This is a genomic window from Pseudomonas algeriensis, assembly GCF_048847255.1.
Classification (GTDB): domain Bacteria; phylum Pseudomonadota; class Gammaproteobacteria; order Pseudomonadales; family Pseudomonadaceae; genus Aquipseudomonas.
This window is the reverse complement of record NZ_JBKKRK010000007.1, coordinates 157,655-178,902: the sequence shown is the minus strand read 5'-3', so window position 1 is coordinate 178,902 and position 21,248 is coordinate 157,655. Positions and strand designations below refer to the sequence as shown.

Annotated in this window: 16 protein-coding genes; 7 read left to right on the top strand and 9 right to left on the bottom strand. The window is 62.1% G+C overall.

Annotated features, from left to right (window positions below):
- Positions 1 to 165: 165 nt before the first annotated feature.
- The 3 genes from ACLK1G_RS13140 to ACLK1G_RS13130 all read right to left on the bottom strand — a co-directional run bounded on the left by ACLK1G_RS13140 (position 166) and on the right by ACLK1G_RS13130 (position 6,286).
- On the bottom strand, positions 166 to 3,852 hold the full coding sequence (locus tag ACLK1G_RS13140; RefSeq protein WP_420765813.1) for a translocation/assembly module TamB domain-containing protein: 3,687 nt from the start codon (positions 3,850 to 3,852) through the stop codon (positions 166 to 168).
- Positions 3,849 to 5,576: an autotransporter assembly complex protein TamA gene (locus tag ACLK1G_RS13135; protein ID WP_420765812.1), complete on the bottom strand. Its 1,728-nt coding sequence runs from the start codon at positions 5,574 to 5,576 to the stop codon at positions 3,849 to 3,851. Before ACLK1G_RS13135 ends, ACLK1G_RS13140 begins: the two co-directional genes overlap by 4 nt.
- Positions 5,577 to 5,641: 65 nt before the next feature.
- Entirely contained in the window at positions 5,642 to 6,286 is a 645-nt protein-coding gene (locus ACLK1G_RS13130) for a GNAT family N-acetyltransferase (RefSeq protein WP_420765811.1), read from the bottom strand.
- A gap of 175 nt (positions 6,287 to 6,461) precedes the next feature.
- Between ACLK1G_RS13130 and xthA the strand changes: the two genes are divergently transcribed.
- The 6 genes from xthA to ACLK1G_RS13100 all read left to right on the top strand — a co-directional run bounded on the left by xthA (position 6,462) and on the right by ACLK1G_RS13100 (position 12,472).
- Entirely contained in the window at positions 6,462 to 7,274 is an 813-nt protein-coding gene (gene xthA / locus ACLK1G_RS13125; RefSeq protein WP_420765810.1) for an exodeoxyribonuclease III, read from the top strand.
- A gap of 224 nt (positions 7,275 to 7,498) precedes the next feature.
- Positions 7,499 to 8,833: a substrate-binding domain-containing protein gene (locus tag ACLK1G_RS13120; RefSeq protein ID WP_420765809.1), complete on the top strand. Its 1,335-nt coding sequence runs from the start codon at positions 7,499 to 7,501 to the stop codon at positions 8,831 to 8,833.
- Between the two features lie 382 nt (positions 8,834 to 9,215).
- Positions 9,216 to 10,145, top strand: a complete 930-nt coding sequence (locus ACLK1G_RS13115; RefSeq protein WP_420765808.1) for an alpha/beta fold hydrolase — start codon at positions 9,216 to 9,218, stop codon at positions 10,143 to 10,145.
- 137 nt (positions 10,146 to 10,282) lie between these two features.
- Complete coding sequence (hglS, locus tag ACLK1G_RS13110; RefSeq protein ID WP_420765807.1) at positions 10,283 to 11,677, top strand: 2-oxoadipate dioxygenase/decarboxylase HglS; 1,395 nt, start codon at positions 10,283 to 10,285, stop codon at positions 11,675 to 11,677.
- Between the two features lie 10 nt (positions 11,678 to 11,687).
- The gene (locus ACLK1G_RS13105) at positions 11,688 to 11,858 is read left to right on the top strand and encodes a hypothetical protein (protein WP_420765806.1); all 171 of its coding nucleotides are present in this window, start codon (positions 11,688 to 11,690) and stop codon (positions 11,856 to 11,858) included.
- A gap of 95 nt (positions 11,859 to 11,953) precedes the next feature.
- A complete protein-coding gene (locus ACLK1G_RS13100) occupies positions 11,954 to 12,472 on the top strand; it encodes an Hcp family type VI secretion system effector (RefSeq protein WP_420765805.1) in 519 nt (172 codons plus the stop codon).
- A 168-nt stretch (positions 12,473 to 12,640) separates the two neighbouring features.
- Here ACLK1G_RS13100 and ACLK1G_RS13095 read toward each other — a convergent pair whose 3' ends face one another.
- The 5 genes from ACLK1G_RS13095 to ACLK1G_RS13075 all read right to left on the bottom strand — a co-directional run bounded on the left by ACLK1G_RS13095 (position 12,641) and on the right by ACLK1G_RS13075 (position 17,346).
- Entirely contained in the window at positions 12,641 to 12,814 is a 174-nt protein-coding gene (locus ACLK1G_RS13095) for a hypothetical protein (protein ID WP_420765804.1), read from the bottom strand.
- A 30-nt stretch (positions 12,815 to 12,844) separates the two neighbouring features.
- Positions 12,845 to 13,087, bottom strand: coding sequence for a hypothetical protein (locus ACLK1G_RS13090; protein ID WP_420765803.1), 243 nt, complete (start codon positions 13,085 to 13,087; stop codon positions 12,845 to 12,847).
- Positions 13,088 to 13,149: 62 nt separating this feature from the next.
- Complete coding sequence (locus tag ACLK1G_RS13085; RefSeq protein WP_420765802.1) at positions 13,150 to 14,220, bottom strand: lipocalin-like domain-containing protein; 1,071 nt, start codon at positions 14,218 to 14,220, stop codon at positions 13,150 to 13,152.
- Positions 14,210 to 16,678: an FtsX-like permease family protein gene (locus ACLK1G_RS13080; protein WP_420765926.1), complete on the bottom strand. Its 2,469-nt coding sequence runs from the start codon at positions 16,676 to 16,678 to the stop codon at positions 14,210 to 14,212. Before ACLK1G_RS13080 ends, ACLK1G_RS13085 begins: the two co-directional genes overlap by 11 nt.
- Positions 16,678 to 17,346: an ABC transporter ATP-binding protein gene (locus ACLK1G_RS13075; protein WP_420765801.1), complete on the bottom strand. Its 669-nt coding sequence runs from the start codon at positions 17,344 to 17,346 to the stop codon at positions 16,678 to 16,680. Before ACLK1G_RS13075 ends, ACLK1G_RS13080 begins: the two co-directional genes overlap by 1 nt.
- Before the next feature lie 248 nt (positions 17,347 to 17,594).
- On the opposite strand from ACLK1G_RS13075, the gene ACLK1G_RS13070 reads away from it, so the two are divergent.
- A complete protein-coding gene (locus ACLK1G_RS13070; RefSeq protein ID WP_420765800.1) occupies positions 17,595 to 19,514 on the top strand; it encodes an acyltransferase family protein in 1,920 nt (639 codons plus the stop codon).
- 8 nt (positions 19,515 to 19,522) lie between these two features.
- Here ACLK1G_RS13070 and ACLK1G_RS13065 read toward each other — a convergent pair whose 3' ends face one another.
- Complete coding sequence (locus ACLK1G_RS13065) at positions 19,523 to 21,220, bottom strand: sulfatase-like hydrolase/transferase (protein WP_420765799.1); 1,698 nt, start codon at positions 21,218 to 21,220, stop codon at positions 19,523 to 19,525.
- Positions 21,221 to 21,248 lie beyond the last annotated feature (28 nt).

Sequence of the window (21,248 nt, the reverse complement as noted above, 5' to 3'; positions counted from 1 at the left end):
TAGTTAGTTAGCTACGCATGAACACGCAAGGTGCAGGAAGGTGACCCAATGTGGGAGCGAGCTTGCTCGCGATAGCGGTGTATCAGTCAACGAACATGCTGAATCTGATGGCGCTATCGCGAGCAAGCTCGCTCCCACAAGGGGATTCTGTTTTTTGGGAAGGAATCAGAAATCGCGCTTGTAGAAGATATCCAGCGAACTGGCGACGCCGCTCGCGGCTTCGAGGTAGACCTTTTTGCTCAGCTTGTAGCGCAACGCGATGGTATTGGCCGGTTCGAACACACCCACGCCATAGCGCAGGCTGAGTTTTTCCGACAGGTTGCCGCTGGCGACCACGCTGGTGTCGTTGCCACTGCCTTGGGTGTCGAGCTGGAAATCTTCGATCCCCAGATTGTTGGCCAGGCTGGTGGTCACTCCGGAGCTGCCCATCAAGCCCAGGCCCAGCGCTGCCTGGGCGAGCATGTTGTTGTCCTCCCCCGTGGTGCTCAACGGCCGGCCCAGCACCAGGTAGGACAACGCCTGCTCCTGGCTCATGGCCGGCTCCGAGAAAATCTGCGTGGCTGGCTGTTCGGCGCTGCCGCTCAGGCGGATGCCGGCGATCACATCGTCGGTCTGGCGGATCGCCTCGATGTCCAGGTACGGCTGGTCAATCGGCCCGGCGAACAACAATCGCGCCCGACGCACCGTCAGCCGTTGCCCATAGGCTCGGTATTTGCCGTCGTTGAGCCACAGCTCGCCGCGTGTGTCCATGTTGTCGCCGATGTGGACCTGCCCTTGCACATTGGCCGTCAGGCCGAAACCTGAGAAGGCGAGTTTTTCCTGGCCGACGATCACATCGATGTCCATCGCCATGGCCATCGGCACCTCGCCCTGTTCGGTCTGGTGGCCGACGATCACCGTGTCATCCGAGACCTTGACCGTAGACGGCGGCAGCTCGCGTATGGTGATCTCGCCCTTGGGCACCAGGACCTTGCCCGCAACCGAAAGCCGCTCCCCTTGCATCGTGATGTTCAGGTCTGGCGCGACATCCAGCACCGCGTAAGGCTCGACGGTGACCGGCAGTTGCGAGCCCTTGAGCGCCAGGTCCAGGGTCAGGGCCTCGCCCCAGCCGATGTTTCCCGTCAGTCGCCCTTGCCCGCTCTTGCCACTTTTCCAATCACCATCGAGCCGTACGGTTTCGCCAGCGATCATCGCTCGCATTTGCAGGGCTTCGAGGCTGACCGGCAGCTCCGGGCCGGAGACTTCGCCGTCACTGAGCACGAGGTTGCCGTTGACCTGGGGCGCGAGCAAGCCACCGGACAGCGTGCCGCTGCCGTTCAAACGACCGGTCAGGGTTTCCACCATCGGCACGAACGGCCGGGCTACCGACAGGTCCAGACCGCTCAGCCGGAAGGTGCCGCTCAACGGTTTGCTGGCCGGCAACGGATTGATTCGCGCCTGAAGCGTCAGTTCACCCAGCCTCTCGCCGACGAAATTGACGTCCGTATCGATGCGCGTGGGCGTCAGGCGGCTGTTGAGCGTCAGGGTCTGATAGGGGAAATCCAACCATTGCCCCTTGCCCTGCTCTTTGTCTCGAATCCGTAACGTACCGCCGCTGGCATCCACCAACACTCGACCGCTTGGGCCGCTGGCCGGCAAGTCCAATTGCAGGTCGGCATTGAGCCGGCCCTGCCAGCCGAAGTCCTTGGGCATCCACTGGGCCAGGCTTTCGATGGGGAATTGCTTGAGGTGATAGCGCAGCTTCGGCTCCGGCATCAGGCGCTGATCCTCGCCGCAGAGGCTGGCCGGGCCGGATCGCCAACAGTGAGCACCGAAGTTCAGCGTGCCGTTGGCCAGGCGCTCCAATTTGGCCGGCGCCTGCAAGCGCCAGGTTTGCCCGCCGACTTGTACATCTCCCTTGGCAAGGCGTCCGCGCCAGTTGCCTTGGTCGAGCGAACCATCAAGAGCCAAGTTGGTTTCCAACTGGGGCCCTTGCAGGTCGAGATTGAGCCTCTGTTGCTTGATGTCGCCCTGTCCGCTGACCGTCAACACGCCCAGCGATGTTTCGCCGGCCCGGATGCCGCTTGCCTTCAGGTCGACCTTGCCCCGCTGCGCACTGTCGAGCGTCGCGTCCAGGTTCAGGCTTTGCAGGCGGTTGTCCTGAAAAGCCAATTGCGTGCCTTGCACACCGAGCTTGCCTTGGGGCGCCTTGAGCGTTCCGGCCAGGTCGACGCGTCCGAAGACTTTGCCACGCAATTGCGGCCAGAGTTGGGCCAGCCGTGACAGTTTGATGTCGATCTGACCGCTGAGCTTCTGTTGCAGGCTTGCGGTGCCGTTGATGCGATTGTCGCCCAGGCGAATGTCCAGGGCGCCGAGGTTCCATTGCTCGCCTGCACCGTTTGCCTTGGCCTGGAACATCGCCGGTTGGCCGCGCAGCTTGCCCTTGAGGTCCAGGTCCGCGTCGAGTTCGAGGCGGTCGTTTTTCATCGCGCCTTTACTGCGCAACGGCCCAGCCAGCGTGCCGGGAAGCTCGCCAAGCCAATACGCCGGGTTGATGGCCGACAATTGCAGCGCCGTATCCCAAGCGATGCCGTCGGCAAATTGCAGGCTCAAGTGCCCCTCGGCCTTGCCCTCCCCGGCGGCGACCTTGAGCTGCGGCAGGTGGATTTGCGTCAGGTCGCCACTGAACGGGCTGTCGAGGCTGAACGCCCCGGCCGGACCGTCCAACGCCGCCTGGAAGTTGCCGAGGTATTGGCCATCGGTGTACGAGACCTCGCCATTGAAACTGCGCAGCGTGACTTGCGGTTCTTCGATCAGCGGATAGAGGCGATGCCAGGGGAAATCCAGCCAAGCCACTTCCGCTTCGGCGCTCAGGCCCTCGCGCCAATCCAACCGCCCGGTGAGCTTGAGGCTTTGCTGGTCGCCGGCGTCAAGATCAAGGCCGGCGATCTGCGCACCATTGGCGTCCACCTTGCCCTGCAACAGCAACGCCACCGGTTTTTTTTCGGCGCGAAGGCTCGCCTTGCCATGCAACTGGTAACCCTTTTTGAGGTCACCTTCGCCGGTCAATTCCACCTGGTCGAGCAGCAGCGTGTCCGGTAAATCGGCGCTGGCCTTGAAGCCATCGGCAGTGATGCGCACCTTGGCCGGCAGGTTATCCGCCAGGGGTTGCAGCTCGCCGGTCAGGCGGCCTTGCAGATAGCCGCTGCTGTCGGCGGCCAGATTGAGGGTCTTGAGCAACTCGCCATCGACTTTCAGATCCAGCGCCCAAGGCGTCGCACCCGGTGCCGGCAACGTCAGCTGGCCCGCGGCACTCAGCGGCCAATCACCATGCGGCTGCAACAGGCCGGAGAGTTTCAGGCTCAGTTCGTCGCGTTGCAGTTGCACCGAGTCGATCTGCAAACCCTCGGCGGTCCAGTGCGCCGCCAGTTGCAGGCCCTTGAGTTGCTCGCTGCCGTTGAACGACAGGCTGCCCACCTGGACGTCACCCAGCTCGATCGCCAGGGGCAAGTCCAGGTCCGGCAGGCTGATCGGACCGCTGCTCGGCTCGTCGGTAGAGGCCGGCAGTTGCACCGCAACGTTGTCGGCCTTGAGCTGATCGATGCACAGGGTCATGCGCAGCAGGCACGACGGCGACCAGGCGAAGATCGGCTGATGAAGCTCCACCCGGCTGGCGTCCTGCTGCCACAGCACCCGGTCGGCACTCCATTGCCCGCCCAACCGCCCCTGGAAATTCTCCACGGTCAGGCCCGGCACCAGGCCGAGTGCCCAGCGGCTTCCGAACGCCGTGCCCAACACGATGCTCGACACGAGCACGAGCGCCGCCAGCAGCCCGCCGAGGGCCAGCAACGTTATCTTCAAACCGCGATTCACAACTCTGGCCCCATGGAAAAGTGCAATCGAATGCCGCCGTCGTCGTCCAGCGCGTGGGCCAGGTCGAGGCGGATCGGGCCGACCGGCGACACCCAGCGCACGCCGACGCCGACGCCGGTCTTCAGGCTCGGCAGCTCGAGACTGTTGAAAGAGTTGCCCTGATCAACAAAGGTTGCGACCCGCCATTTTTCCGCGACTGAATACTGATACTCGAGGCTGCCGGCCACCATGTAGCGGCCGCCGATACGGTCGCCCTCGGAGTTCTCCGGCGACAGGCTCTGGTAGTCGTAGCCGCGCACGCTCTGGTCGCCGCCGGCAAAGAACCGTAGGGACGGCGGAATCGATTTGTAGCCATTGGTGGCGCTGCCGCCAATCTGGGCGCGCGCCAGCAGGCGATGCTTGTCGAACACGGTGGTCAGGCCCTTGACCATGGCGGTGCCGTACAAAAGGTTATTGTCCGACCCCAACCCCTCCTTGGCGACCTTGGTGTCAAATTGCAGCCGATAGCCATTGTGCGGGTCGATACGGTTATCGCTGCGCAGGTACGAATAGCTCACACCCGGCATCAGCAACGTGCTCAGGCCCGAATCGTCACCGAGACGGTACTCCTCGCGCTGCCATTTGAGCGACACCACCCGCTGCCAGCCGCTGGGCAACTTGCTGTGCCATTCCGGCCCGACGGTCAGCAGTTTGCTGAGGGTGTCGGTGCCGGCCAGTTCTTCATATTGATAGCCGCCGGCGTAGCGCAGCTTGTCGGTCAGCGGCGGGTCCAGCGGCACGTCATACCAGAGGCCGACGTTCTGCCGGGGCGCCGAGACTTCCGCTTCCCAGCCGTAGCTGTGCCCCTGCGGGTTGACCCAGTGACGCGTCCAGTTGGCCTTGGCCCGTGGCCCGACGTCAGTGGAGAAACCCAGGCCCAGGCCCATGGTGCGCGGCTTGCGAGTATCGAGTTTGACCGCCACCGGGATCACGTTGTCGGTGGCCGCGGTGGGTGCTGCATCGACGCGAACACCTTCGAAATAGCCGCTCGATTGCAAAGCCTGGTTGAGTTCGGCAATGAGCTCGGAGTCGTAGGGCGCGCCCGCCTTGAACGGCACCATGCGTTGCAGCAGGTCTTCGTCGAAGGGCGTGTCGCCTTCGAAACTGACCGGCCCCAGGGCGTAGCGCTGGCCGCTGTCGTAGATCAACTCGATATCGGCAATACCGGCCTGCGGATCCACGCGCAACGTCTGGCTGACGAAGCGTCCGCTGAAAAAACCATAGCGCGAGGCCTGGTTCTGGATCGTCCGCTTGGCGTCTTCATATCGACCGTGATTGAGCACAGCGCCTGGCTTGAGGCCCGCGCCGCCGGGCACGCGAAACCCCTCGAGCGATGACGCTGGGCCGTCGATGCGGATCGTGACATGACGCAAGTGCACCGGCTCGCCGGGGTCGATGGTCAGGATCAGGCGCGGCGCCTTGCCCGCCTTGACCTCGCTGTCGATCTGCGGCTGGTAGTAGCCCAGCGCCTGGGCCGCTTTGCGCGCCTGCTCTTCGGCGCCGCGACTGAAGCGCAGCAACGCTTCTTCATCACGGTCGCCCACACCACCGATGTAGCCTTCTATGTTGGCCTTGAGTTCATCATTGGACGGTTTGACCCGCACATCCAATTCACTTTGTGCCAGCGCCACGCAGCTGAGAGACAGCAAGAGCGCGCCACCGGTCATTCGTCCTGGGAAGTTCATGGCGCGGATGCTATCACGAGGTTGGGAGCCTGATAGAGCCAGACGATTCCCAAAAGTTCGTCTGATTAAGCCGTCGCGCTCCGCAGAACCTGCGGGTTCGCATGAAAGAACACATGCTCGCGGATCGGTCCTACGGCGACTTCGCCAATTTCCTCGTAACCCTGGCGTTTATAAAATTCGAGGTAACGGGAGTTTCCCGTGTCCAGCACCACGCCTTGGGAATGCTCGTCCACGGCGCACCAGTTATGCACTGCTTCGAGTAACTGCTCACCGTAGTGTTTGCCCTGGAATTGCGGATGAACCCCCAACAACGGCAATACGTGCACCGCCTCCGACGGCAGGCAGGCCAGCACCGCGGCGTGGTACTCCAAGTACCGCCGGGTACAGCGAAATCCGGTGCTCAAGACCATGCGCAGGCGCCAGGCCCAGCTTTCGGTAATACCCAGGCGGCGCTGCGGTGGGGCAATCAGCGCGATGCCGATCAAGCGATCGTCCACCAACAGACCGATCGCCGGCAGATCCTGGAAGAAATGCTGTTTGACCAGCTCTCGCACGGTCGCCCGCACCCGCTGCTCGTAACCGGGACGCTCGGACTCGAACAGGTAGCTGAAGGTCGGCTCGTGGCGATAAGCCTGATACAGCAATGAACGCGCTTCGCGGGAATAACCGCTGTCGAGCATGTGGATATCAGCAGTGGCGGTTTCAGGCATGGCGTTGCGTCTCCTGGGCGGGCTCGGTGAGGCCCTGCTCTTATTGACTACGAACCCGGCAGGGTTGCGATCGTTCCTACATGCCAAGGACATTAGCAGTGCATTTGTCCTACTGCCACGCTGGCTCCGCTCCCACATGTCAGCTAGCATCGCAGTTTTGCCAGGACAGCCGACCATGAAGATCGTCTCCTTCAACATCAACGGCCTGCGAGCCCGTCCCCATCAGTTGGCGGCACTGATCGACAAGCACCAGCCGGACGTGATCGGGTTGCAGGAAACCAAGGTCCACGATGAACAGTTCCCACTGGCCGAGGTGCAAGCCCTCGGTTATCACGTGCACTACCACGGGCAAAAAGGCCATTACGGTGTCGCCCTGCTCTCTCGCCAGCCTCCGCTGAGCTTGCACAAAGGCTTCGAGACCGACGACGAAGACGCCCAGCGGCGCTTCATCTGGGGCACGTTTGCCGATGCCAACGGTGCGCCGGTGACCATCATGAACGGCTATTTCCCACAAGGTGAAAGCCGCGATCACCCCACCAAGTTCCCAGCCAAGGAGCGCTTCTACAGCGACTTGCAACAACTGCTGGAAGCCCGCTTCAGCAACGACCAACCGGTCGTGGTGATGGGCGACGTGAACATTTCCCCCGAGGATTGCGACATCGGCATCGGCCCGGACAACATGAAGCGCTGGTTGAAAACCGGCAAATGCAGCTTCCTGCCGGAAGAGCGCGAATGGATGGCTCGCCTGAAGAACTGGGGCCTGGTGGACAGCTTCCGCCACTTGAACCCGGACGTCACCGACCGCTTCAGTTGGTTTGACTATCGCAGCCGTGGTTTCGAAGACGAACCCAAGCGCGGCCTGCGCATCGACCTGATCCTGGCGTCCCGGGGCTTGCTGCCACGGGTCAAGGACGCCGGCGTGGACTATGAACTGCGGGGCATGGAAAAGCCGTCGGACCATGCGCCGATCTGGTTGGAATTGAACTGAATCCCAGCCTTCGGATTCCCTCCAAAGGCTGCCCTGTGGAAGCGAGCTTGCTCGCGATAGCGGTTTATCTGCCACATCAATACTGACTGTGCTGCCGTCATCGCGAGCAGACTCGCTGCCACAGTTGCTGCGCCGGTTATTGGCCGGCGTCGCACCGCTGTCATCTTTCAGTAACCCGACTGACTTAATCTTCCGGCATTTCCCAAGGTCAGAAGGTGGCCGGCATGCGGCTGTGCGTTGTGTTTTTCCTGGGCCTCTGGCTGCCGTGCGTGGCATGGGCCGGCCGTTTGCCCATTCCTGAACACGGCCCCGCCCTGCGCCTGCAGGGCTCCAACACCATTGGCGCGGCGTTGGGGCCGGCCCTGGTCCGAGGCCTGATGGAAGACCAGGGATTGCTCAAGGTCAGCACTGAAATTACCGGCCGCGACAACGAGCAACGCATCGTCGGACAAACCGCCGAAGGCCAGCGAGTCTCAGTCGAGATCGCCGCCCACGGCTCCAGCACCGGATTCACCGCCCTCAAGCAAGCCAACGCCGACCTGGCCGCCTCTTCCCGGCCGGTCAAGGACAGCGAACTGCACGACCTGGCGGCCCTTGGAGACCTGAAAAGTCCTACCGCCGAGCAAGTCATCGCCATCGACGGCCTGGCGATCATTCTTCATCCACAAAACCCGTTGCGACAGCTCGACACCCGGCAACTGGCGCGCATTTTCAGTGGCGAGGCGAAAACCTGGGAAGCCGTGGGGAGTGTCGGCGGGGCAATCCACCTGTATGCGCGGGACGAGCAGTCCGGGACCTACGATACCTTCAAGGAACTGGTACTCAACCGACAAGGGAAAAAGCTGGATCCTACAGCTCGGCGCTTCGAATCCAGTGAGCAGTTGTCGGACGCTGTCAGCCAGGACCCGCAGGGTATCGGTTTTATCGGTTTGCCCTACGTAAGGCAGGCCAAGCCCCTGGCAATTGTCGACGGCGATTCCCAGCCGATGTTGCCGCTGAACAACCTGATTGCCACCGAGGACTATCCCCTGTCCCGACGATTGTTCTTTTACCTACCCCCTCTGCAGAGCAATCCCTGGGCCGAGGCTCTGGTCGATTTCACCCAAAGCGAACAGGGCCAGGCCATCGTTGCAGCGAACGGGTTCATTGCCCAGACCGTACAAGCGATGTCCGTCACCCCCAACGCGCTGATGCCAGAGGGTTATCAGGCCCTGAGCCGCCATGCCCAGCGCTTGACGGTGAATTTTCGTTTCGAAGAAGGCAGTGCCAGCCTGGACAACAAGGCCCAACAAGACCTGGGCCGCGTACTCGATTACATCAAGCAGCACGGCAAGGCCGACCGGCGCGTGACCCTGGTAGGTTTCGGCGATCTCAAGGACGACCCGGCGCGAGCCGACCTGCTGTCCAGGCTTCGGGCCATGGCGGTGCGGCGCGAACTGGTCAAATACGGCGTGACCTTGCGCGAGGTACGCGGATTCGGCGCGTTGATGCCGGTGGCGGCCAACAGCGAAGACGAAGGAAGGGTCCGGAATCGGCGGGTGGAGGTTTGGGTATATTAAACGCCACAATCAAAAAGCGAACTCGGTTTTGTGGCGAGGAGCTTGCTCCCGTTCGGCTGCGCAGCAGTCGTTGAACGGCCGACGTGGTGTTCCTGATCACCACGCCAGCCCCTTTTGGGGCCGCTGCGCAGCCCAGCGGGAGCAAGCTCCCTTGCCGCAAAAGCCAGTGCGCTACCGCCGGCCGACTCGACCACTGACGCTTTCAACGTTCTCCATGAATCTTGGCTATACATGAAAAAGGAGATTCGCTGGCCGACATCGCGTGTTTCACAGCAAACCCGCCCCGTCGTCGCGGTATCCCCAGGTTTGAGCTTCACTTACGTAATGACGCCGCCGACTCAGGAGGCGGGTCGAATCCACCATGACCCATGGAGGTAAAGACATGCTGGTGTTGTGGGTGGTCCTCGCCGTGTTCATCGTCTGGAGCTGGCTGACGTATCCAGGCATCGGACATGTGTTGTACGACCTGGGTATGGCCTTGGAAGCGCGCCTTTATCGGCTGCACAAAATCACCGTGCCCATCAGCGAAATGACCGTGTCGACCTGGCAAGGCGGGCCTTACGAAGCCTCCGGCAGCATCCTGATGTTGCATGGCTATAGCGCCGACAAGAACCTGTGGCTGCGCTTCGCCCGGCACTTCGTCAACCAGTACCGGGTAGTCATACCAGACTTGGCCGGCCATGGCGAAACCGGCTTCAAGGCCGGCGGCGGCTACGACATCCCGACCCAGGCCCGGCGAGTCATCGAACTGCTCGATGCCTGCGGCCTGGACAAGGTCCACGTCATCGGCAACTCCATGGGCGGCCACCTTGCGGCGTGGCTGGCGGCGACTTCGCCTGAACGAGTGCTGACCCTCGCGCTGATCGACCCGGCCGGCGTCACTGCTCCCGAGCCCAGCGACATGGAGCGTCACCTTGCCGCCGGCCACAACCCGTTTCTGGTCCACTCCCGGGATGATTTTGCGCCCTTCTATGCCATGACCATGGCATCCCCGCCGTGGCTGCCCAGCGTTGTACTCGCGGCGTTGGCCCAGCGTTACGAGCAGCGCCGGGAGGAATTGGCGGAGATTTTCGTCGACTTGCGCGCCAGCCCGGCGATGGAGCCTCGCCTGGACGATATCCGCGCACCGTCATTACTGCTTTGGGGACGCAAGGACCGGCTGATCGACGTCAGCAGTGTGCCGGTGTGGAGCAAGGGCATCGCCGACCTGCGAGTGGAAATCTGGGAAGGCGTGGGGCACATGCCCATGGTTGAAAAACCCGGCAAGACCGCGGCGCTGTATCGGGACTTTCTTGAGGGATTAGGGCAGTGAGGAAGATGCAGGGCTGAAATGAGCCACCCATCAGTCCTTGGCAGAATGAAGTCCTGAAGATTCTTCGTTTGCCGGCACTGGCGAAGGCTGCGATCTTTCGTCCAACTTTCCCACAGCCCTCGCCAGGAATCCTTACGATGAGCTTCGTCAGCCCCGACTTGATCCGCCAACGCTTCTCCAAGGCGATGTCCGACATGTACCGCGACGAGGTCCCGTTGTATGGGGCATTGATGAACCTCGTGGAGCAAACCAACGCCCAGGCACTGGCCAACGACCCATCACTGGCCGAGCACCTGAGCAGCACCGGCGAACTTCAACGCCTGGACATGGAACGCCATGGCGCGATCCGCGTCGGCACCGCCTCGGAACTGGCGATGCTGGGCCGGCTGTTCGCGGTCATGGGCATGCAGCCGGTGGGTTACTACGACCTGACGCCGGCTGGGGTGCCAGTGCACTCAACGGCCTTCCGCGCCGTTCATGAAAAGTCGCTGCAAATAAGCCCGTTCCGAGTATTTACGTCGCTGTTGCGCCTGGAATTGATCGAAAACAGCGAGCTGCGGACCTTTGCCGAGTCGGTGCTGGCCAGACGGAAAATCTTCACCCCGGGCGCCCTTGAACTGATCGATCTGGCCGAACGCCAGGGCGGCCTGACGCAACCCCAGGCTGACGATTTTGTCCTGCAAGCGCTGGAGACTTTTCGCTGGCATCACAGCGCCACCGTTACCGCCCATCAATACCGACAACTCAGCGCCCAGCATCGCCTGATCGCCGATGTCGTGGCGTTCAAGGGGCCGCACATCAACCACCTCACGCCGCGGACGCTGGACATCGACGTCGTCCAGGCCCAGATGCCGCTGCATGGCATCACGCCCAAAGCGGTGGTCGAGGGGCCACCGCGTCGTCGGTGCCCGATCCTGCTGCGCCAGACCAGCTTCAAGGCGCTCGATGAACCCGTCGCGTTCACTGACCAACCCCAATCCCAGGGCAGCCACAGCGCCCGTTTCGGGGAAATCGAACAACGTGGCGCGGCTCTTACGCCAAAAGGACGGGCGCTCTACGACCAACTGTTGAATGCTGCGCGGGATGCCTTGGGCGGATTTCCCAATGAAGCCAATGCCGAACGCTACAACGCGCTGATGGCCGAACACTTTGCTCAGTTTCCCGATGATCACCAATCATTGCGCCGACAGGCGCTGGCTTACTTCCGCTATTTGGTGACGCCGGCGGGGCTTGCCGCCAAAGGCGCGATGGAACCGAATGTCTCGCTGGAACGCCTGTTGGAACAGGGCTATCTGCGCGCCGAACCGCTGGTCTACGAAGATTTCCTGCCGGTCAGCGCCGCCGGGATATTCCAGTCGAACCTTGGCGACGCCGCCCAGAGTCACTACGCAGGGCAATCCAATCGACAAGCGTTCGAAACTGCACTGGGACGGCCGGCCATCGATGAGTTGGGGTTGTACGCCGAGACACAAAAGCGCTCCCTCGAGGAATGCCTGTTGGCGTTGGGCGCTCAGCAAGCGAGCCACGAATAAAGAGCAGGAAATGGCACAACAGCTCATCGGCCATGCCCTGTCGTTGCTGTTCGTTGCCCGAGGCAGGCGCCCTGCGCTGCGTGGGCAATGGAACGTGGAGCGCGGTGCAACCTTCTGCGTGAATTTCGCGACTTTGTCGCTATACCCAATCGCAGAAAACCTACAACTGATTGATTTTTAAATATTTTCTAAAGATGGCATAGCTCTTGATAACGGTCAGCCGCCTCGGGACGATTCCCGCCCCGGCATCCCGTTATCCAGGAAGGAGAGCATCCATTGGCTACCCCCGCTTACATGTCCATCGAAGGCACCAAACAAGGTCTGATCACCGCCGGAGCGTTCACCGCCGACTCGGTGGGCAATACTTATCAGGAAGGTCATGAAGACCAGATCATGGTGCAGGGTTTCCAGCACCAGGTGACTATCCCCCGCGACCCTCAGTCCGGGCAGCCAACCGGCCAGCGCATACACAAACCCTTGGTCATCACCAAGGTGTTCGACAAGGCCTCGCCGCTGCTCCAGGCAGCCCTGACCAGCGGCGAACGGCTGACAAAAGTCGAAATCCAGTGGTATCGCACCTCGGCCGCGGGCACCCAGGAACACTACTACACCACCACTTTGGAAGACGCGATCATCGTTGATATGAACGACTACATGCTTAATTGCCAGGACCCTGGCAACAGCCACTTCACCCATTTGGAGGACGTCCACTTCACCTACCGCAAGATCACCTGGACTCACGAGGTGAGCGGCACTTCGGGCTCCGATGACTGGCGCACCCCCGTCACAAGCTAAGCCTCACGGGTGTTCGCCCAGTGCGACGGCCTCGGCATTCCATGCACTGGTAAAGAGCCTGGCACTGGGCGAACGCAAACAATGATAGTGGAGCTTGCGAGGGATGTGCGTGAGCCAGGCTTAAATTATTCTTTATGAGGATGGCAAGGCAGCCTGATCCCGGCAGCGTTATTTGCGCCTTGCTGTTTTCTGCGCGTCGGTTTCCTGCGCATCGGGGTTGCCCTGCTGCTGTTCGCGCTTGGCCGGGTCGTTGGGCCGCAAAGCGTCGTTGTCACGCTCCACTTCACCGGGCAAGGCCGGGGCGTCGGGGTTCTGCTGGGTTTGATCATGGCTGGACTTCATCACGAACTCCTTGGGTTGGCTTGAAAGGTATCAAGCGTCGGGGTCTGCCATTTCCTCGGCAACGTTGGCATCTGGCGAGCGTTGGTGGAGCTCCTCAGCCTTGGTTTTCAAATCTTGCCACCGGTCCAGGTCAATCTCTCCCAGGCCGAACAGGTCGTCGGCGAGCCGCATCAGCTCAGTGAAATGAGCATCAGGCGACTCCTGCCAATAAGCCTTGTCGTCGAATAGCCGCTGCCAGTTGGCCAGCGACGGTTGTTTGATGTCATCGCTCATGACGGACTCCCGCGAGGCATTCATAGGTATGAGGGGCGATGAACGCAGGGAGTTCCGACGAATCAATACCCCGTCATTTCCAGATAACCGGTGCCACCATGGCTGCCGCTCAGTTGCACCGGCCCCTCCCAATACGGGATGCGAAGGTTCATCCAGGCATTGGGGTTCAGGGCTCGCGTGGTGATATCGAATTGCTTGCCGGGAATCCTGATTGACCAGCTCACTGGCATGGGCCTTCCCGCAACTTCGGCGGTGTCCAGCGGTGTGAGGCTGATTTGGCTGGCGGCCAGTGTCGTCGCCTGGCCTTGGGCGTCAATCCAGGTGCCGGTGAGGTACGGCTCACCGTCCTTGTGGCGCATGCGGTAGAGCATCACGTGCTCGCCTTTGTCCAGGTGCAAGGAAAACCAGTCCCACCCGGTCTGGTTTTCCGTCAGGGGCTGGCTGCTCCATTCCCGGTCGAGCCAGGCCGGGCCACTGACCTGATAGCGCTGGCCATCGATTTCCAAGTGACCACCGGCTCGAAAAAACGGTTGGCTGTAATAGTACGAGGCCTGGCCTTGCTCGGATTTCTGACTGAAGCCTTGGTTGCCCTGCAGCACCAGTGGACGGCTCGACGTCAGCCGCAGGTCGTAGCTGAAGCGCGGCCCGCGCGCCTGCAACTGCATGTCTGCGAGCGGGTCCGGGCCAGCGGCTTGAGTACCGAATCGCCAGTCGTCGATCCAGGCCTCGAAGGGCGTGGTACGCACCCCGGCCTGCCCCACTCCACCCCGGGCGTAGCGCTCGGCGGCGTGATGGACGGTGGCGGACGTGACGGCGGCGTGGCCGAGCCAGATCGTCTGGTTGCGCCAACCGCTGGCCGGAGGCGAGGCATCCAGGGCGCTGCGGAACAGCGTCCACTGCACACCGAAATCCCGCCCCTCGACGTCCTTGAGATTGGCGGTGACGTACCACCACTCGATGCGAAAGCCTTCATGCGCACCATGATCGGCTGGAAAGCTGAACACGCGCCCAGGTACCACCGGCGTAAAGGCGACAGCCTCGGTACCCAGCCCTGCAAAGCCCTTGTCCGGAGGCGTTGCGTTGTCACAACCGCCGAGCAGTGCCAGCAACACCAGGCCGATTCTAATCCTCATGGGCGAAAGTCCTCAGCAGGTCCGCCGGCCGCGTGCGGTACAACGCATAGAGCGGCCAGGCCGATGCCAGCAGCGTGGCGAACATCGCCAGGCCCAGCAACTGCGCCAATTGCATCGGAAAGATGCGCAATGGCAGGCGCCAACCAAAGGCCTGGACATTGATGACCGCGTCCAGGCACCAGGCCAGGGCAATGCCCAGCGGCAGGGCCAGCAGCAGCGTCAGCAACGCCAGCAGCCAGGTCTGTCCGAGGTTGAGCAGCATTAATTGCCGCCGCGTGATTCCCAATGCCCATAACGGCGCCAACTGACTGAGGCGACTCTGGCTCTGGGTCAGCAGGCTGATGAACAGCGCAACGCCAGCCACCGCCAGCGTCAAGCTGTTAAGCGCCGCCGTGGCGGCAAAGGTGCGTTCGAACACTTGGGTAGACCAGCCCTTGAGTCGAGCCTGATCGACAATGCGGTTGTCATCCAGATTGAAGCGGTCTTGCAACGCCGCCAGCATCGGGGGAATCGCCGACGGCTCGATACGCAGATTGAAGCGATTGGGTGCCAACTGCGGCCAATGCGCCCGTAAATGTTCGGCGTTGATGAGCACATGGCCCTTGGGGTTGCCGTAGTCGGCATAAATCCCGACAACCCTTGGGGTCCAGGGCCCTTGCGGGGTCGGCAAGCTCAAGCGGTCGCCGATCCGCACCTTCAGGCGCCGAGCCAGCTGTTCGCTGAGCATCAGCGTGTCGGCTGTTGCCAGTTGCTGCCAGGCTTGGTCACCGGCGGACTCCAGCAACGGCCAGTGCTGGCGATAGGACGAGTGATCGATAATACCGTAGATGTCCGTCGGCCAACCTTGCAACGGCATCGACACCTGCCAGTTGGGCAACACGGCGGTGATCGTGGGTTGCTGGTTGAGCCAGTCGTGCAGTTCGGCCGCCTGGGCCGGCGTTTGCGGGTTGATGTACAGCTCGGCGGTCAGTCGCTGCTCGAGCCAGTCACTGAACGTCTGGCGAAACCCCGACGTCATGCTGCCAGCGCCGATGTTCGCCGCCAACGCCAGTAGCAGCGCCATCAGTGCCAGGCTCAGCGTCGGCAGTTGTTGACGGCAATCGGCGAGGAACCATTGGCCGAGCACCGAACGGCTGCGGCGCAGCAGTCGGTTCAATACGGCGTTGAGCAACACCGGCAAGGCCAACGCCGCGCCCAGCAACAATGCGGCCATCAGGACAAAACCGCTCGCCAGGCTGTCGCCCCAGGCAAGCGCCAACGCGGCGACCAGCGCCGCCAACAGCGCCACCCCACCTTGGCGCCGCAACCAACGCGCATGGGCCTGGTGCCAGGCCTGGGGATTGGCCAGGGCCAACAACGGCAGGCGAGCGGCGCGCAACAGGCTCTGGGCGCCGGCCAGTACAGCGCCGAGCAGGCCCAGGCCGATACCGCCCAGCCACCACCAGGGACTGAGGTTCAGTTGTCCGGGGACTTCGGCGCCGTACAAACCTCGCAGGCTCGCCGCTACATCAGGCAACAACAGGCTGGCCAGCCAATAACCACTGAGCACGCCGGCGATCCCGCCCAGCAGGGCCAGTGCGCCCAGTTCCAGCGCCAGGCTGCTGATCAGCACCCGCGCGCTGACGCCGCAGGCCCGCAGGGTCCGCAGCAGGCCGCGGCGTTGCTCCAGGGCCAGGCCAATGGCGGCATGGACGATGAACAGGCCCACCACGAAGGACAAAAACCCCAGTGCGTCGAGATTCAAGTGGAAGCTTTCGGTCAGGCGCGACAGGTTGTTTTCGTCCTCGGCGCGCTTGAATTGCAACAGCCCGTTGAAGGCCTCGGGCAAGGCGGCGGTGTAGGTGCTGGGCAGTACCAATCGTGAAAGCTGGTCCGGCATCCGAAGTAGCGCTTGAGCAAAACCGATGTCCATCAGCAGCACGCCCGGGGCCATGTCCGGCTGCACGTGCAAGGGTGGCAGGGCCTGGCCATCAACGGTGCGGGGGCTGTCGCCTTCCTTCAACCCCAGGGCCTGCAATGTCTGCGGTGCAATCCAGGTGTGGCCGGCACCTGTGAAAAATTCCACCACCTCGGCAATCTCCCGCGCCTGCCCCGCCACAGCCGAACCCGGCGGCAGCGACACCGGGTCGATCCCCATCAATTGCAGGCGTAGGTCTTCGTGCCCCTGGAGCGTCACTCGCGCCTGCAACACCGGCGACACCGGCCAGCCCTGGCGGCGCAGGTCGATGAACCATTGCTGCGCGAACGTGCCACCGCCGGGGGCGCTCAAGCTGGCCTGGGGTTCGCCGCCGATCAACTGACTGGCCCGGGCGTAGCTGTCGCGGGCCTGACTGTTCAACGCCTGCACACCAGTCAGCAGGCTGGTGGCGAGCCAAAGCCCGGTCAATACACTGAAAAACTGCACCGGGTGCCGGCGCCAATGGCTGAGCAGCGCCTTGAGGGTCTGGCGAACGATCATCACCCCTGGGTCGCCTCTGCCAGGCGCCCGCCCTGCAATACCACCCGATGGGCCAGGCGCGCCGCTACCCGCTGGCTATGGGTGACCATCAACAGGCTGGTCGGGCTGCCGTCGAGCAATTCCAGCAACAGCTTCAGCACTTCGTCGCTGGTGGCTTCGTCCAGATTGCCAGTGGGTTCGTCGGCCAACAGTAACGGCGGACGTGACGCCAGCGCCCTGCCCAGGGCGACCCGTTGTTGCTGCCCGCCGGAAAGCTGCTCGGGATAACGCCGCAGCAGCTGCGACAGCCCGAGCCGCTGCACCAGATGCGTTTGCCAGGCCGCGTCGAAACGCCCACACAGGCGCGCCTGGAACGCCAGGTTGTCTTCCACCGGCAAGCTGCTGATCAGGTTGAACTGCTGGAACACCAGGCCGATTTCCGTGCGCCGCCAGTTCGCCAACTCATGTTCACTCATGCCGTCGAGCCGATACCCGCCGCTGCGAATACTGCCGCGATCGACCTTGTCCAGGCCGGCAACCAGGTGCAACAAGGTGCTCTTGCCACTGCCCGATTCGCCCATCAGCGCCAAGCTGCTGCCGGGGGGCAAGGTCAGGTCGATGCCTTGCAACACCGGCAAAAGACCTTGGGGGGTTGGGTAGCTTTTGAATACTTCTCGAACTTCAAGCATTGAAAGGCTCATTGGGTAAAACCATTGGCTCTCAGGATAGCGGAATCGAGGGCCACGGCCATTGGCCGACGCCATCGGCAGTTTCCGTTACCACTGGTCGCCACCCCTGCCTGACGCGCCGGATAATCTTGCGCTTCATCAACTTTCTGCTATTGATCAATAACTAACGCGCGCCGTTAAAGGCTGTCGGCGCAATCGTCATTAACATGACGCATCAAGGATTCCTCCTTTCACGGACGATCGCCGCCATGCCTCACACCCAATATCGCCCCGATATCGATGGTCTTCGCGCTGTTGCGGTGATCGCCGTGTTTATCCATCACCTCAACGCCAGCCTCTTACCAGGCGGCTTCGTCGGGGTGGACATTTTTTTCGTCATCTCGGGGTTCCTCATCACGTCCCAGGTGTTCAGCGAGATCCAACAGAACACCTTCTCCATGAAGCGTTTTTATCAGCGGCGCATCAACCGCATCGTACCGGCGCTGACGACGGTGGTGGTGGCGAGCGTGATCGCCGGGATCTTCATCCTGTCTCCGGTCGACCTGACCCGACTGAACATCAGCGCGCTGTCTTCCCTGCTCGGTGTTTCGAATATCTATATCTGGATGAAGTACGGAAATTATTTCGCGGCGGACGCCAGCGAAGCCCCACTTATGCATACCTGGTCACTGGGCATCGAAGAACAGTTCTACCTGCTCTGGCCGCTGCTGATGCTGATGCTGTGTCGATGGGCACCCCGCTACTTGCTGCCGCTGATGTGCATCGGCGTTGTCGTGACGGTTGGCGTTTCGCAGTACGCCACGACCCTCGTTCCCTCTGCCTCCTACTATCTGCTGCCCACACGTTTTTTCGAACTGCTGCTGGGGGCGACGTTGGCGATTTATCTCGCGCAGCCACGTACGTTCAGTGACGGGGTGGGCCGGATCTGGGCGCTGGCGGGAGCCGGATCGATTGCCTATTCATTGTTTGCACTGAGTCCGGAAACAACCTTTCCCGGCCTCAATGCGCTTATACCTTGCCTGGGGGCGGCGCTGTTGATCCTCGCTGGCAGCGGCGGAACACGCTCGCGCTGGCTGACCAACCGGCCGATGGTATTTGTTGGTCTGATTTCCTACTCGCTTTACCTCTGGCATTGGCCCTTGATTGCGTACCTGAGATATCTGGATGTCAACATCACGCTCCCGCTGGGGCTGGGCCTGATGGCAGTGGCGACGCTACTGGCCTGGGGTTCCTGGCATTTTGTCGAAGTCCCCTTTCGACGAACCGGGGCGCTGTTGCCGTTCACCCGCGCATTTGGCCGTCGGTTCATGGTTCCAGCGTTGGGGCTGGCCGTGCTGGCTGTACTGAGCGTGCAATGGCAGGGGTTCCCGCAGCGTTTCGTACCGCAGGTGTCGATCCTTGAAGCGATGAGCCTGACCGAACCGAACAAACTGCGTGAGCGCTGCCACATGCCCAATGCGCGCTACAACGCCGCGCCCGATCCGGCGTGCCACCTCGGGGCACGCAAGGCGCAGATCGACGGCGTGATGGTCGGAGACTCTTTCGCCAACCATTTCACCGGCATGGTCGATGTCCTGGCCGAACCCAACGGCATCGCCTTGATGGATTACACCCTCGACAAGTGCCCACCCATCTTCGGCCACGCCGCCGAGATGTCGGCGGGTTACGGGGCACGCTGCGTGGCGCGCAATGAGCAAGTGTTGCAGTTGATCGAGCGGAACCGGTATCCCTACGTGGTGCTCGCCGGCGCCTGGCCCCGGGACCCGGCAGCAGGAGCTGTCATCGAGGCAAGCATCCGGCAAGTGGCGGACCGGACCGGCCAAGTCATCGTCGTTCTCAGCAATCAGCCAATCGACAACGCCGCGACGTGCCCGGTGCGCCGCTTGATGTTCGCTCCTCTTCGGCAGTGTTCAACGCGGTTGGACGCCGCGGCGCCCTATTGGACGCAGATACGCGCCAGGCTGCCCCAGGTGCGCTTCATCGATCCCAACCAGGTGATTTGCCCGGCCGGCCTGTGCAGCCCGATCATCGACGGACAACTGCTCTACCGGGATGACGCGCACTTGAACGATGTCGGCTCGCGTTTCATTGGCCGCGCGCTCCGCGACCTGGGCTTCACGCTGCTGTACGACCCAGCGCCAACCACGCCGATCGCTACCACCCGATAGGCGCTCGCTCAATGCCCCGCCGCCATCTCGGTCTGGGCCGGTTTCGGTATGACGATGTTGCCCAGATCGATGTGCTTCCAGGCTGGCTTGGCCCCCAGCCGCGCGTTGAAGCGGTAGTTGAACGTGAAGTCGTCCTCGGTGGGTTGGCTCAGGGGTTTTCCATAGCGCGCCACGACCGCCGCCGGGTCGTAGCCCATCAACTCAAGCAGCGTCGCAAAGATGTTGTAGTGGCTGGAACGATCCTTGTTTTGCGCCCAGGCGCCGCGCCAGTCCAAGGTGCGCAGCTGACTGCCCTGGATGACCACCAACGGCACCAGCCCCTCCTCCTCCACCGGGTCGCCGCCGCAATGCGTATTGAGCCCGGGATTGCCACGCTCATGCAGATCCTGGCCATGATCGGAGGTATAGATCAGCACCGCATTCTGAAGATTGCCTTGACGCAACAGGCGCCGGAAGAACTCGCCGACGTTCCATAGGAGCGTGTTCTGGTACGCATTGCGATACAGCAACCAGTCATATTGCTGGCCGTTGAAGCCGTCGCGCTGGCCGGTGTCGGCCACGTCCTGGAACCGCCCCCGGGGCAAGGCCGGACGGTGTTTCATGAATTCGTCGGGGTACTTGTCGTGGACCGGAAAATGCGCCCCCACTTTATTCACCACCACCAGTTCGGCCCGGTCATTGCCCAAGAGCTCGATCAACTGCGCCGCGGCTGCCATGTCGCGATCCAGCACTCGGACCTGGTCGAATTGGATGAATTGGTCGATGTCTTGTTTTTCCTGTTCGGTCATCAGGTTCTGCAAGTTGCCGCCGGTGCGCTGGGCATCGATATAGACGGTATGCAAGCCCGCGACATGGGCGTACTGCCAGATTGACGGCTGCGTGCTGTTGATACGCACGTAATCAGCCCGCGTACCGCCATAACGCAGGGTAATGTTGGTGTCGGCGCTGCAATTGGCGATGGAAGCGGCATAACCGTAATTGAAGATGTCCACCCCAGGCGGCGGGGTCTTGAGGCCGCTGTTCACACCGAACGGGGTGTTGATATCGAGGTAGTTGCCACCGATGCTTTCGTCGATGATCAACACGATATCGTGCTCGATCGCAGGAGAACGGCGAGCCAAGCTGACCGGCTCGCGGACGCCGACGGTGTCGTGCAGCGCCTCGTAGGCAAACAGGTTCAGATAGGCCAGCGGCGTATACATCGCGGGTAGACCACGGGCGCCCTCGCCCGCCCTTGCGAACAGCACACCACTGAGCAGCAATACCCCGAGCAACGGCGCGGCGACCGGTACATAACCGGGCAATGGTAAACGCCGCCGAGGCTTCAGCCCGATGCCCAACAGCAGCAACAGGCCGCCCGCCATCGCGCTGAGGATCACCTCTCGATACTGATAAGCCGCCTCCTGGATAAAGCCGCCCGAATACACCAGCGACACGAACTGGCTGTAGGTCAGGTAACTGTCGGTGACCCGGGTATACACCTCGAAGAACACCGCCGAGGCAAACAGTGTCAAGGCAAACAGATGCCGGACCAACGTCTGGCGGATGTAGGCGCTCATCCACAACGCAAGCACCAGCACAAGGAACATCGCACCGAACAGCACCGTTGCAAAACCAAGACCCAGCGCAGCGAGACGCTCCAGGTAATAGTCATGCCCCCTGAAAAGGTACAGCAACAGCAGCAGTTCCTTGAGGTATCGGGTCATGTTTTTCTCGGCGGTGGCGCGGCGGATG